Below are 13177 nucleotides of genomic sequence, written 5' to 3'. Positions count from 1 at the left end.
TCAGCGTAAGGCCGAGCGCGACCGGGCGACCGCCGCCGGACGCACAGGTGGCGCACATCACGACGGCGGCGACCCCGCGGGCCCCCCCCCCCCCCCCCCCCCCCCCCCCCCCCCCCCCCCCCCCGCCCCCCCCCCCCCCCCCCCCCCCCCCCCCCACCGGCGTATCCGCTTACGGTCGTCCCGCCGCGAGTCGCCGAAGGAACGGCGGCCGCTCACAAGGGAGATCGGGGGTGCGCTCGTGCGGATCGGACTGCTCACCGACGGTGGTTATCCGTACGCGACCGGTGAGTCCAGGCTCTGGTGCGACCGGCTCGTGCGCGGGCTCGCCCAGCACGAGTTCGACCTCTTCGCGCTCAGCCGCTCCGCCGAACAGGAAGCGGCGGGCCGGGTCCTGCTCCCTCCCCAGGTCGCCGGTGTGCGCACCGCGCCCCTGTGGACCGCCGACGACGACACCCTCGGGCTGCACGCCCCCCGGGGACCGCTGGCCCGGCTGCTGACCGGCGGGGGCGCGCGCACCTACGCCCGGCGCGAACGGCGGCGCTTCGCCGCGCACTTCGCGGACCTCGCGGCCTCCGTCTGCGCCGCCGCGGGCAGCGAGCGCGGCGGCACGGACACGCAGGCCGGCCCCGCGCCGGGCGACCCTGCGCGGGGCGGCGCCGGACCCCGGCTCGCGGACGAGCGGTTCACCCGCGGGCTCTACGGCCTCGCCGAACTCGCCTGGGAACACGGCGGACTGCCCGCCGCCCTGCGCTCCGAGACGGCCGTGCGCATCCTGGAGGCCGCCTGCCGGGCGCCCGGCACCGGACGCACCGTGCAGACCGCCACCGTCACCGACCTGCTCGCCTTCGCCGCCGAGCTGGACCGGGTGCTGCGCCCCCTCTCGCTCGACTGGTACGAGGAGGACGGCCTCGGCGCGGTGGACCTCTGTCACGCGACGGCGGGCGGTGCCGCCGCCCTGCCGGGTCTGCTGGCCAAACGCTTCTTCGGGGTGCCGCTGCTGGTCACCGAGCACTCCGTCCGGGTCCGGGCGCACTACCTCTCCTCGGACGGTGCGCCGGTCAGCGCGCCGGTGCGCGCCCTCCTCGCGAACCTGCACCGGCGGCTCGCCACCGAGGTGTACCGGCAGGCCGCGCTCATCACCACCGGCAACACCCACGCCCGCCGCTGGCAGGAGCGCTGCGGTGCCGACCCCGCGAGGGTGCGCACCGTGTACCCGGGCATGGACGCGTCCCGGTTCGCCGCGCTCGGCGAGAGCGAGGGCGACGGCGGGCCCGACACGCTCGCCTGGGTCGGCCGCATCGAGCCCGCCAAGGACCTGGCCGGCCTCCTGCACGCCTTCGCCGAGGTGCGCGTCGCCGAGCCGGGGGCCCGGCTGCGGATCATCGGCGCCCCGGCCCCGGGCCCGGCGGGCGCCGCCTACCTGGCCCGCTGCCGCACGCTGGCCGGCGAGCTCTTCCCCGAGGAGGACGCCGTCGCCTTCGAGGAGATCGGCGGGCCCGAGGTCCCGGAGCTGGCCCGGGCGTACGCGGCGGGCGGTGTCGTGGTGCTCTCCAGCGTCGCCGAGGGCTTCCCGATCAGCCTGGTCGAGGCCATGTTCTGCGGCCGGGCCACGGTGTCGACGGACGTGGGCGCGGTGGTCGAGGTCATCGGCGGCACGGGCCTCGTGGTCCCGCCGCGCAACCCCAGGGCACTCGCGGACGCCTGCGTCGCGCTCCTGCGCGACCCCGAGCGCCGTGCACGCCTGGGCGCGGCGGCGCGCGCCCGGGCGCTCGAACTCTTCTCCGTCGAACAGAATCTCGCCGCCTTCCACGGCATCTACCTGGAGCTGATCGCACGGGCGCCGGTACGCGAGAGTCCGCCGCCGGCCACCCACGACGGCCCGCGCCCCTTCGCCACCCCTCCGGAGGCCCACGTCCTCGGCCACTGGCCGGAACCCCCCGGACGGGAGCACGTCGATCGCACCCCCAGCTGGGCGGGCGCGGGGAGCGCCGATGCGTAGCCACGAGACGCCGGGCCCGCCCGCCCCGGCACCAGGCGGGCAGCACCACGGAGGAACGACGATGAGCCGCGAGGGCGATCAGGGGGACGCCGCCCCGGCGGCCGACGCCGGAGCCGGGGACGCACCCCCGCGCGCCCCCGAAGTGGCGCACGCCCACCTCCCCCTCCGCGGCGACGTCATCGGGCGGCGGGGGACCGCCGACCCGGTGCGGGCGCTCATGCACCGCCACCGGGAACTGTGCGAACGGGCCGTCGACCCGCTGGAGATCGCCGCCGGCCTGGAGGCCCACGGGGTCACCGACCGCACCGCCGCCCGCTACCGGCACCGCGACGTGTTCTCACTCGCCGAGGAGCTCTTCGCACGGGTCCCGGCGGTCGCGGGGGAGCCCGCCGCGACCGGCCCCGCTCCGGCGCGCGACGTCACCACGCGCGCCGCCTGGTCCCTGCGCGCCATGCTGCCCGGCGCCGCCTGCCTCGCGACCCTCGTCGTGCTCGGGCTGGCCGACGGGGTGCTCGGCGGCGACGCCCGGCTGGCGATCGGCTCCACCGGGACGCTCCTCGCGCTCGTCGGCCTGGCGCTCGCCCTGCGCACCGGCCCGCTCGGCGCCCGGGACGGGGCGGGCTCGTCCGGCGCCGCCGCGCTCTGCGCCTGCTGGCTCCTCGGCTACGTGCTCTACGGCGAGGACCTGCTCCACCAAGTCCTCAGCGGCGGCCCCGAAGGCCCCTGGACACTGACTCCGGCACCCCTGCTGGGGCTCGCCGCAGCGGTGGCCCCGGCCGCCTGGTGCGCGCACCTCTTCGCCCTGTCCGCGCACCGCCGACTGCACGGCAGCCACGCGCTGGAGGAGTTCGGGGCGGGTGTGCGCCCCCTGCTGTTCGGCGTCGTCGCGCTCTTCGTCTGCGCCCTCGCCGCGCTGCTGTACCTGGCCCGGCTCGGCTTCGGCCCCGGCGGCTCACCGGCCGGGGCCGCTGCCCTCGGGGTGCTGCTCCTGCTGGCCCGCCTCCTGACCGTCCACGGCTTCCCCGAACCCGCCGCCACCGGACTCGCCGCCGCCTGCGCCATGGAGGCCGCGGCCCCGGCCCTGATCCTGGCCGGGCGGCTGCCGGGGCTGGACGCGGTCGCCCGCCCCGTCGAGGCGCTGACCGAGGCGGCGGGCCCCGGGGCCGTGCCCGTACTGGCCTGCGGCACCGCCGCGCTCGGCCTGCTGGTCACCGCCGTCCTCGCCCTCACCCGGGCATCCGCCCACGCCGCCCCCTGAGGCGGCCCCCGAGCCCCCCGCGGAGCCGACGCCGCGGGCCGTACCACCCGAACCGTGCGCACCGAGACGTACGGAACAGCCCTCAAGGAGACACCGACATGACCCGCCAATCCCCCGCACCGGCAGCCCGCCGTCGGCCCTCAGGCCGGGGCGGTGCGCGATGAGGGTGCTGCTGCTCGGGGCCAACGGATTCATCGGCCGGTTCGTGGCCGACCGGCTGCTCGCCGACCCCGCCGTCCACCTCACGGCCCTCGGCCGCGGCGACGACGCCGATGTGCGGTTCGACCTCGCGACCGGCAGCCCCGGAGCGCTCACCCGCTTCCTGGACGCCGTCCATCCCGGGGTCGTCGTCAACTGCGCCGGCGCGACCCGGGGCGGCGCGCGCGACCTCACCCGGCACAACACCGTCGCCGTCGCCACCGTCTGCGAGGCGATGCGGCGCAGCCGCTGCACCGCCCGCCTGGTCCAGGTCGGCTGCGCCTCGGAGTACGGACCCTCGCAGCCCGGGTCCTCCACCGCCGAGGACGCCATCCCGCGCCCCGGCGGCCCGTACGGCGTCAGCAAGCTCGCCGCCACCGAGCTCGTCCTCGGCTCCGGCCTCGACGCGGTCGTCCTGCGGGTCTTCTCACCGGTCGGCCCCGGCACCCCGGCCGGTTCCCCGCTCGGCCGGCTCGCCGAGGCGATGCGCCGCACCATGCAGGCCGGGGACGGCGAGCTGAAGCTCAGCGGCCTGGGCGTGCAGCGGGACTTCGTGGACGTGCGCGACGTGGCGCGGGCCGTGCACGCCGCCTCGCTCTCCGCCGCGCAGGGCGTCGTCAACATCGGCACCGGCCGGGCCGTCCGGCTGCGCGACGCGGCGGCCGTCCTCGCCAAGGTCGCCGGATACGCCGGCGCGCTCCACGAGCTGGACACGCCCCCCGCCCGCCTCCCCATCGGCGCGCCCCGCACCTCCGCCGAGTCGGTCATCGAACACCTCTCGGCCACCCCGTCCCCGTACCCGGACGGCTGCGGCGCCTGGCAGCAGGCCGACGTCCGCACCGCGCGGGACCGGCTCGGCTGGCGCCCCCGGATCAATCTGGAGGAGTCGCTCGCGGACATCTGGATGGAGGCGGCGTGCCGCATCTGACCAGCACCGGCACCGCCCGGCGCGCCAGCGGGGCCGACCGGCTCGGCTTCGGCGTCCCCGGCTACGCCCATCCGCTGCTCGCCCCCGCCGAGTGGGCCGAGCTGACCCGCCCCGGGACCCCCCTGCACTGGGCCGTCCTCAACATCGACAACGGCCCCGGCAGCAGGCCCGACCCGCACTGTCTGGAGGCGGCCGGCCGGCTCCGCGACGCCCGCGCCCGGGCGCTGCGCGAAGGGGGCCCGCTCGACGCCGTACGGGCGTCCGGCGGCAGGCTGCTCGGACAGCTCGACCTCGCCCACGGCACCCGGCCGTTCGGGGAACTGCTCGCCGACGCCCGCTCCTACCTGGACTGGTACCGGGTGGACGGCTTCTACCTGGACCGCTGCCCGGCCGGCCGCGCCGAGCTGCCGGCCGTCCGCCGGCTCGCCGGCGCCCTGCGGGCCCTCCTCGGGAAGGACGACGGCCACCTCGTGCTGGGGCACGACACCCATCCGTACCCCGGCTACGCGGAGACCGGCGACCAGCTCGTCACGTTCCGGGGCGCGTGGAGCGACTACCGCTGGTCGCAGGTGGCGGAGTGGACCGCGGCCTACCCGCCCGGCCGCTTCGCACACTTCGTGCACGGCGTTCCGCGCACGCACCTGGAGGAGGCGATGCGGATCGCCCGCTGGCAGGGCGCCGGGACGATCTTCTTCACGGACCGCGGCGGACGGACCGGATCGGGGAACGGTCACGGACGAAGCGACCCATTCGCGGCACTGCCCAGGTACTGGGACGAAATCGTCTCGCGGATCGGACCTGGTATCTCGGAATGAGAAGGGGCGTGGCAGTGTTACCGGAAGAACAACCGTACGTAGTCGAAGTACGTAGAAACCGACCACCTGCATTGTTGAGGTTCCTGTGTCGCTGCCACCCCTGGTCGAGCCAGCTGCTGAGCTCACCGTCGACGAGGTCCGCAGGTACTCCCGCCACCTGATCATCCCGGATGTCGGGATGGACGGGCAGAAGCGGCTGAAGAACGCGAAGGTGCTCTGTGTCGGCGCCGGCGGCCTCGGTTCGCCGGCCCTGATGTACATGGCCGCCGCCGGTGTCGGCACGCTCGGCATCGTGGAGTTCGACGAGGTAGACGAGTCGAACCTGCAGCGCCAGGTCATCCACAGCCAGGGTGACATCGGCAAGTCCAAGGCCCAGTCGGCCAAGGAGACGGTCCAGGGCATCAACCCCCTGGTCAACGTGGTCCTTCACGAGGAGCGGCTGGAAGCCGACAACGTGATGGACATCTTCTCCCAGTACGACCTGATCGTGGACGGCACGGACAACTTCGCCACCCGCTATCTCGTCAACGACGCCGCGGTCCTGCTGAACAAGCCCTACGTCTGGGGCTCGATCTACCGCTTCGACGGCCAGGCGTCCGTGTTCTGGTCCGAGCACGGCCCCTGCTACCGCTGCCTCTACCCGGAGCCGCCCCCGCCGGGCATGGTCCCGTCCTGCGCCGAGGGCGGCGTCCTCGGTGTGCTCTGCGCCTCCATCGGCTCGATCCAGGTCAACGAGGCCATCAAGCTGCTCGCCGGCATCGGCGACCCGCTGGTCGGCCGGCTGATGATCTACGACGCCCTGGAGATGCAGTACCGCCAGGTCAAGGTGCGCAAGGACCCCGACTGCGCGGTCTGCGGCGAGAACCCCACCGTCACCGAGCTCATCGACTACGAGGCCTTCTGCGGCGTCGTGTCGGAGGAGGCGCAGGAGGCGGCGGCCGGGTCGACCATCACTCCGAAGCAGCTCAAGGAGTGGATCGACGGCGACGAGAAGATCGAGATCATCGACGTCCGCGAGCCGAACGAGTACGAGATCGTCGCGATCCCGGGCTCCCGGCTGATCCCGAAGAACGAGTTCCTGATGGGCAACGCCCTCCAGGACCTCCCGCAGGACAAGCGCATCGTCCTGAACTGCAAGACGGGTGTCCGCAGTGCGGAAGTCCTCGCGGTCCTCAAGTCGGCGGGCTTCGCCGACGCGGTCCACGTGGGCGGCGGCGTGATCGGCTGGGTCAACCAGATCGAGCCCGAGAAGCCGGTCTACTAGAACGTCCGGCTCCACTCGGCACGCTCGCAAGGGGCCGGTCCGCATCGCGCGGACCGGCCCCTTCGGCGCTCGTGGCCCTGGTCACGAGCAGGTCTTGCCGTCCGCCGGGACCTTCCCGTCCAGGAAGTACGAGTCCACGGTCGACGTCACACAGCTGTTGCCGCCGTACGCGCCGTGCCCCTCGCCCTCGTTGGAGAGCAGCACGCCGACGCCCTCGCCCAGCTCGTCCGCCATCCGGCGGGCGCCCTCGTACGGCGTGGCCGGGTCCCCCGTCGTCCCCACGACCAGGATCGGACCGGCGCCCGGAGCGCTCACCTCCGGGTCGTCGTGCTCGCCGGCCACCGGCCAGCCGGAGCACCAGCCCGCCGTGTCCCAGGCCAGGAACGGGCCGAACACCGGGGACAGCTTCTCGAACTCGGGCAGCAGCGCCCTCGCCTCGGCCGCCGTGGGCCGCCCCTTGCCGTCCGCGCAGGAGATGGCCCGCTGCGAGTGGTTCTGGGTGTCGTAGTGGCCGTTCTCGTCGCGGCCGTTGTACGAGTCGGCGAGCTGGAGCAGCATGCCGCCGCTGCCCTCCTCCGCCTCGTCCAGGGCGCGGGTGAGGGCGGGCCAGCTGTCCTTCGAGTAGAGGGGGGTCACGATGCCGGTGATCGCCAGCGACTCGTTGAGCTCGCGGTCCGTGCCGGTCGGCAGCGGCTCGGCGTCGATCCGCTTCAGCAGCGCCGCGATCCGCCGGGAGCCCGCCTCCGGGTCCTCGCCGCGGTCCTCGAGGTAGTTCTCCAGCGCCCGCTGGAAGCCGGTCGCCTGATTGCGCGCGTGCCCGGTGGAGTCCGCGGTCGGGTCGACGACCGCGTCCAGGACCGTACGTCCCACGCGCTCCGGGAAGAGATGGGCGTACGTGCCGCCCAGCTCGGTGCCGTACGACATGCCGAAGTACGTCAGCTTCTCGTCCCCGAGGGCCTGGCGGATCAGGTCCATGTCGCGGGCGGCGTTCGTCGTGCCGACGTGCGGGAGGATCTTGCCGGACAGGCGGGCGCAGCCGGCCCCGAAGTCGGCGCCGTCCGCCATGAACGCCTTCTCCTCGGCCGCCGTGTCCGGCGTCATGTCCACATTCTGGTACGCCTTCCCCTGCGCCTTGTCGTCGCGGCACCGCACCCCGGAGCTCCTTGCCACCCCGCGCGGGTCGAAGCCCACCAGGTCGTAACGGGAGTTGAGGGCGGCGTACCCGGAGGCGGCGCGCGGCAGTATGGAGACGCCCGAGCCGCCGGGCCCGCCGAAGTCGAAGAGCATCGAGCCCAGGCGCTTGCCCCGGTCCGTGGCCTCCTTGCGGATCAGGGCGATGCCGATCGTTTCGCCCTTCGGCTTCGCGTAGTCCAGCGGCACCTGCACCGTCGCGCAGCGCCACTCGGAGCCCGGTGCCTCACCGCCCTCGGGAGCCTCGCAACGGGTCCAGTCCGGGCGCTGCGTGGCGGGGGAGCCGGCCGCCCGCGTGCCCGGCTTGTCGTCCGTACCGTCCTCGCAGCCCGCGAGTGCCCCCGTCAGCAGCAGTGCGGCGGCGGCCAGTGCCCCGGCCCGTGCGTGTGCGGCCACGTGTGCCTTCCTCCCCGTCGAGCGCTGCCGGTACGGCAGTCCGCCCATCGTAGGGGGGGCACCCGGCGGGCGGTCAGCCGCAGACCGTGCCGGCCTCCGGGACCTTGCCGTCGAGCAGATAGCCGCCGACCGCCTTCTGCACGCAGGCGTCGCCGCTGTTGTACGCGCCGTGCCCCTGGCCCTTGTACGTCATCTCCACGCCGACGCCCTCGCCCAGCTCCTCGGCCATCGCCTGGGCGCCCTCGTACGGGGTCGCCGGGTCGCCGGTGTTGCCGATGACGAGGATGGGGGCGGCGCCGGGGGCGCTGACGTCGGGGGTCTTCCAGGTGCCCTTGACCGGCCAGTCGGTGCAGCCCATCAGGCCCCAGCCCAGGTAGTTCCCGAAGACCGGGGAGGCGTCGCGGAACGCGGGGAGCTTCGCCTTCGTCTGCTCCAGCGTGAACCGCTCGCGCGAGTCGGCGCAGCTGATCGCGGAGTAGGCGGCGGCGGAGTTGTCGTACCGTCCGTCCTCGGAGCGGCCGTTGAGGGAGTCGGCGAGCGCCAGGAGCAGGGAGCCGTTCCCGCCGTCCGCCTCGTCCACACCCTGTTCCAGCAGCGGCCAGGTCTCCTTGGAGTAGAGGGCCGCCGCGATGCCGGTGGTGGCCTGGGTCTCGGTCAGCTCGCGGGCGCCGATGCCCTTGATGGGCTTCTTCTCCAGCTGGTCCAGCAGGGAGGAGATGCCCTGCTCGATCTCCTTCGCGTCGGACCCGGGCAGCTTGCAGGCGTCACCCCGGTCCGCGCAGTCCTCGGTGAAGTTGTCCAGGGCGAGCTGGAAGCCCTTGGCCTGGCTCAGCGAGGACTCCTCGGCGTCCTCGGTGGGGTCGACCACCGCGTCCAGGACCGCCCGCCCGACCTTCTTGGGGAAGAGGTGCGCGTAGACGCCGCCCAGCTCGGTGCCGTACGAGATGCCGAAGTAGTACAGCTTGTCGTCGCCGAGCACCTGGCGCATCAAGTCCATGTCGCGGGCGGCGTTGGTGGTGCCGACGTACGGGAGCCGCTCGCCGGACCGCTTCTCGCAGGCGGCGGCGAACCTCTTGGTGTCCTGGACGAACGCCTTCTCCTCCGCCGCGTCGTCCGGGGTGCCGTCCTCCTGGTAGCGGGCGTCCAGCTGCTTGTCGGTCTCGCACTCGACGCCGTCGCTGTTCCCCACTCCGCGCGGGTCGAAGCTCACCAGGTCGTACCGGGCGCGCAGCTTGTCGTACGCCGTACCGAACGCGGGCAGGGTGGCGACGCCCGAGCCGCCGGGCCCGCCGAAGTTGAAGATGAGCGAGCCGATCCGCTTCTTCGGGCTGATCGCCTTCGCGCGGATGAGCGCCAGCTCGATGGTGTCGCCGTCCGGCTTCGCGTAATCGAGGGGGGCCTTCATGGAGGCGCACTCCCAGTTCGCCCCGCCGGGCAGCGGGGACGGCGGGTTTCCACCGCCCTGGGCCTGGGAAGGCGCGGGGCACTTCTTCCACGTCAGCTTCTGGGCGGCGAGGCCGGTCGACGGGCTGCCGGTGGCGGCGTTCGCCGCGCGGGCCCGGTTCGTCGGGCCGGTGGGTTCCTCGTCACCGCCGTCCGCACAGCCGGCGAGGGGGAGCAGCACGGTCACGGTGGCGGCGAGGGCCGCGGCGCGCAGGGCAGGGGAGGTCCTCATCGCTCCATGCTGCGGCGGCGCCGGGGCGCGCGCACGGGGTGCCGGTCCAAGTGGGTGGCCCGTGCACGCAGGTCGGTCACAGCTGTCCCTTGCGCGTGAGGTGGTTGAAGCACAGCCAGCCGGGAAGGACCGGCAGCCACAGGGTCATCAGCCGGAACAGCAGCACGGCCGGGGCGGCGACCTCCTTGGGCAGCCCGACCGCGATCAGACCCAGCGTCAGCGCGCCCTCCACGGCGCCCATGCCGCCCGGCGTCGGCGCGGCCGAGCCGAGCGCGTTGCCGGCGAGGAAGACCACGGCGATGCTCGCGTAGCTGAGGTGCGGGGTGTCCGGTCCGCTGAACGCCCGGACCGAGGCGTCCAGGCACATCACGAAGACACCGGTCAGCAGCAGCATCCCGCCGATCCCGGTGAGCAGCTTCTGCGGGCGCTGCACCACGTCGAGCATGCGGGGAACGACCCCGGCGAACAGCGACCGCACCCGGGTCACCACGAACTTCCGCAGGAACGGGATGGCGGTGACCACGAGGACCAGCACGGCGACCGTCAGCAGCCCGGCGATCACGGTCCTGGACGGGGTGAGCGAGGAGGGCGTCTTCTCGGTGCCGGTCAGATAGCCGAAGGCGCCCAGCAGCAGGATGTGGCAGCCGAGACCGAACAGCTGGGACGCGCCCACGCTCGCCACCGCGAGACCGGGCCGGACCCCGGAGCGCTGGAGGAAGCGGGTGTTCAGCGCCACCCCGCCGACCGCCGCCGGCGCCACGATCTTCACGAACGACCCGGCGACCTGCGCGAGGACGGTCCGGCCGAACGACACCCGCTCGGGCACGAAGCCCAGCAGGCTCATCGCGGCGGCCACGTAACTCAGCGCCGAGAAGCCGAGCGCGGCGGCCACCCAGCCCCACTCCGCCTGCTCGACGACCGCCCCGAAGTCGGCCTCGGTGACCTGCGAGATCAGGAAGTACGCGGCGATGGCACCGGCGATGAAGCTGATCAGGGTGCGCGGCTTGATGCGCTCCAGGCGGACCGGCTCGACCGGCGCCTGCGGCCGGATCAGCAGGACCTCGCGGCGGATCTGGGAGAGCAGGTCCTCCTCGCGCACCTCTTCGAGGGCGTCGTCCATGGCCCGCTTCTCGGCCTGCTTCTCCGTGCGCAGCGACTTGCGGGCGTTCTTGCGCTCCCCGCTCCTGGACAGCTCCGCCTCCTCGGCCCGGGCGCGCTTGGCCGCGTCCGACGCTTCGAGGACGGCCTCGCGCTCGCGCTGGGAGCGTTCCCGGGCGAGCCGGCGCAGCTGCGCCCGGGTGGAGCGGCTGAGCGCGATCGGCTGGAGCAGCGGCAGGCAGTCGGCGACCGCGTCGGGGCCGAGCACGGCGAGCGCGGCGGCCACGGCCCGCTCGGGGCCCACCCGCAGCCCGGTGGTGGTGAGCAGCTGCGCGACGTCCATCCGCAGGACCAGGTCACCGGCCGCGATCTCGCCGCCGCGCAGGTCGGTGACGAACACCTTGCCGAAACGATCCACCAGTATGGCGTCACCCGTGAGCCTGCGGTGCGCGATCCGGCGCGACTGGAGGGCCTTGACCTGCTCCCACGCCCCGCGCACCAGATCGTCGGTGATCTCGGTGTCCGCCAGGGCGTCCAGCGACCGGCCGCCGATGTGCTCGTAGACCAGCATCACGGCGTCCGGGCCGAGCTCGGAGGTGGCGATGAGCTTCGGCGCGTTGGCACCGGCGGCGATCGCCGCGTACGCGAGCAGCGCCTCCTGCTCCAGCGCCTGGCGCAGCGACTGGATGGACCGCCGCTGGGTGATGCCGCGCAGGGTGAGCCTGCGCCACACCCGGTAGAAGAACCCCTGGGCCTGCTGCTCGCGGTCCACCACGGTCACGTCGAGCGGTGGCCCGTCCTCCAGGGAGACCTGATAGCGGCGCCCCCGGTCGCTCTGGTCCCCGGAGTCGGGCGCGTCCTCGGCCCGCATCGCGGTGACCGGCCGGAAGCCGACGTGCCGCAGACCGGCCATCAGGTGCTGCCCGGTCGGGCGGACGTTCGGCGAGCCGACCGCGTACAGCGTGCCGTACGCCACCGTCCAGCCGATCAGCACCGTGAGCACGATGGAGAACGGGGTCGTATAGCCGCCGACCAGCATCGCGAAGGCGTCGAGCAGCAGCACCACCCAGAGCACGACCCGCCAGCGCGGCCGTCTCGCCATGCCGACCGCCGTCATGTACGCGATCACGGGAGCGAGGTAGCCGTGCACCGGATCGGTGACCGCGGCGCCGGGCTGCGGCTGGGTCAGCGCGTCCCGGATGGTGCCGGAAGCGGACTTGGCGACCCATAGGTCCGTGGCCAGCGTCACGCCGTGCGCCAGCACGGCGGCCAGCACCCCGTCGGCGATCCGCAGCCCGTCGCGTTTGATCAGCCGCTCGATGGCGAAGGCGACCGGGACGAGGAGCACCGCGATGCTGGAGACCAGTCCGGCGATCTTGATCAGCAGGTCGGGGGCCTGTCCGGTGCCCTTGTTGATGTCCTCTTCGAGACCGGTGGTGGTGCCGTGGGCGAACGCGGCGACGGAGAACAGCACGACGACCGCCAGCACCCCGATGAGCAGGCGCAGCAGGTCGGAGGGGCGGTGCACACGGGCGGGCAGCAGGGGTTCGTCACCGGAGACGCGCTCGGCCTGCGTCTCGTCGGAGCCGGCGAGGGTCGATCCGGCCGGAGTCTCCGCGTCCGTGCCCGGCTCCCGCCGGGCTCTGTCCGGACGCGGTTCGGCATCGGAGGCGTCGGCCGCCTTCGGTGGCTGCACGCCCTGCTCCTTCGTCGCCTCTGATTGGTCTTCGTGTTCTCGTATCACCGGTCACCGCCCGCATGATGGTGGCACGGCCGATGGGCGCAAGGGGGCATCAGGGGGTGATGCGGGGGCGTGCGATGCGCAACATACGCTCCTTTCCCGGCGTGCGCACGCTGCGTGTGCGCACGGACACCCACGGGCCGTGACGCGCCGCGCTGTCGGTGGTGTGCGGCAGGATGGGGCGGATGAGCGAACACCCGACGGGCGACGCGCTGCCCGAGTACGCGGAGCGCGTGCTCGACGTCGCCGACCTGATCCCGCCCGGCCGCGTGATGACGTACGGCGATGTCGCGGAGTGGCTGGACGAGGGCGGCCCGCGCCAGGTCGGCCGGGTCATGGCGCTGTACGGGAGCGCGGTGCCGTGGTGGCGCGTGGTGCGCTCCGACGGCAGGCTGCTGCCCGGCCACGAGCTGCGCGCCCTGGACCACTACCGCGCGGAGAACACCCCGCTGCGCGAGGCCCCGGCGAGCGCGGAGGGCCACCTCCCGCGCCTGGACATGCGGCGCGCGCGATGGGACGGCGTGACGGGCGGCGGTGGGGGAGCTCACACCTGACAGCTTCGGCCATGCGGCGGCGGATCGGGCGGAGCCTGGTCCGTACGGTGCGCGCGGGGC

At 74.0% G+C, this 13177-nt stretch carries 9 protein-coding genes; 6 read left to right on the top strand and 3 right to left on the bottom strand.

The genetic code is table 11. The features are described 5' to 3' along the window. Nucleotides 1–238: 238 nt before the first annotated feature. From FKN01_RS19440 to moeZ, 5 genes are all read left to right on the top strand, one after another. Nucleotides 239–1999, top strand: a complete 1761-nt coding sequence (locus FKN01_RS19440) for a DUF3492 domain-containing protein (RefSeq protein WP_143622298.1) — start codon at nt 239–241, stop codon at nt 1997–1999. Nucleotides 2000–2060: 61 nt separating this feature from the next. Then, nucleotides 2061–3257: a hypothetical protein gene (locus FKN01_RS19435; protein ID WP_143622296.1), complete on the top strand. Its 1197-nt coding sequence runs from the start codon at nt 2061–2063 to the stop codon at nt 3255–3257. Nucleotides 3258–3417: 160 nt separating this feature from the next. Next, the gene (locus tag FKN01_RS19430) at nt 3418–4383 is read left to right on the top strand and encodes an NAD(P)-dependent oxidoreductase (RefSeq protein ID WP_143622294.1); all 966 of its coding nucleotides are present in this window, start codon (nt 3418–3420) and stop codon (nt 4381–4383) included. After that, nucleotides 4371–5198, top strand: coding sequence for a spherulation-specific family 4 protein (locus FKN01_RS19425; protein WP_143622292.1), 828 nt, complete (start codon nt 4371–4373; stop codon nt 5196–5198). The genes FKN01_RS19430 and FKN01_RS19425 overlap by 13 nt, the downstream gene beginning before the upstream one ends. A gap of 85 nt (nt 5199–5283) precedes the next feature. Further along, complete coding sequence (gene moeZ, locus FKN01_RS19420; protein ID WP_143622290.1) at nt 5284–6462, top strand: adenylyltransferase/sulfurtransferase MoeZ; 1179 nt, start codon at nt 5284–5286, stop codon at nt 6460–6462. Between the two features lie 81 nt (nt 6463–6543). On the opposite strand, the gene FKN01_RS19415 is transcribed toward moeZ, so the two are convergent. From FKN01_RS19415 to FKN01_RS19405, 3 genes are all read right to left on the bottom strand, one after another. Then, a complete protein-coding gene (locus FKN01_RS19415; protein ID WP_143622288.1) occupies nt 6544–8049 on the bottom strand; it encodes an alpha/beta hydrolase in 1506 nt (501 codons plus the stop codon). Nucleotides 8050–8122: 73 nt separating this feature from the next. Further along, on the bottom strand, nt 8123–9724 hold the full coding sequence (locus FKN01_RS19410; RefSeq protein WP_143622286.1) for an alpha/beta hydrolase: 1602 nt from the start codon (nt 9722–9724) through the stop codon (nt 8123–8125). A gap of 76 nt (nt 9725–9800) precedes the next feature. Then, nucleotides 9801–12518 carry a lysylphosphatidylglycerol synthase transmembrane domain-containing protein gene (locus FKN01_RS19405; protein WP_143622284.1) on the bottom strand — a complete coding sequence of 906 codons (2718 nt, stop codon included), beginning with the start codon at nt 12516–12518 and terminating at the stop codon, nt 9801–9803. Between the two features lie 230 nt (nt 12519–12748). Here FKN01_RS19405 and FKN01_RS19400 point away from each other — a divergent pair, with 230 nt between their 5' ends. Then, nucleotides 12749–13117: an MGMT family protein gene (locus FKN01_RS19400; RefSeq protein WP_143622282.1), complete on the top strand. Its 369-nt coding sequence runs from the start codon at nt 12749–12751 to the stop codon at nt 13115–13117. Nucleotides 13118–13177: the final 60 nt, after the last annotated feature.

It is taken from the genome of Streptomyces sp. 130 (assembly GCF_007096885.1).
In the GTDB taxonomy this organism is placed as follows: domain Bacteria; phylum Actinomycetota; class Actinomycetes; order Streptomycetales; family Streptomycetaceae; genus Streptomyces.
This window is presented reverse-complemented; position numbering and strand designations above follow the sequence as displayed.

Bases quoted from the DNA above. Each gene is read 5' to 3' on its own strand.
- FKN01_RS19435 (WP_143622296.1), top strand. From the start codon at position 2,061: ATGAGCCGCGAGGGCGATCAGGGGGACGCCGCCCCGGCGGCCGACGCC.
- FKN01_RS19430 (WP_143622294.1), top strand. From the start codon at position 3,418: ATGAGGGTGCTGCTGCTCGGGGCCAACGGATTCATCGGCCGGTTCGTG.
- FKN01_RS19410 (WP_143622286.1), bottom strand. From the start codon at position 9,724: ATGAGGACCTCCCCTGCCCTGCGCGCCGCGGCCCTCGCCGCCACCGTG.
- FKN01_RS19400 (WP_143622282.1), top strand. From the start codon at position 12,749: ATGAGCGAACACCCGACGGGCGACGCGCTGCCCGAGTACGCGGAGCGC.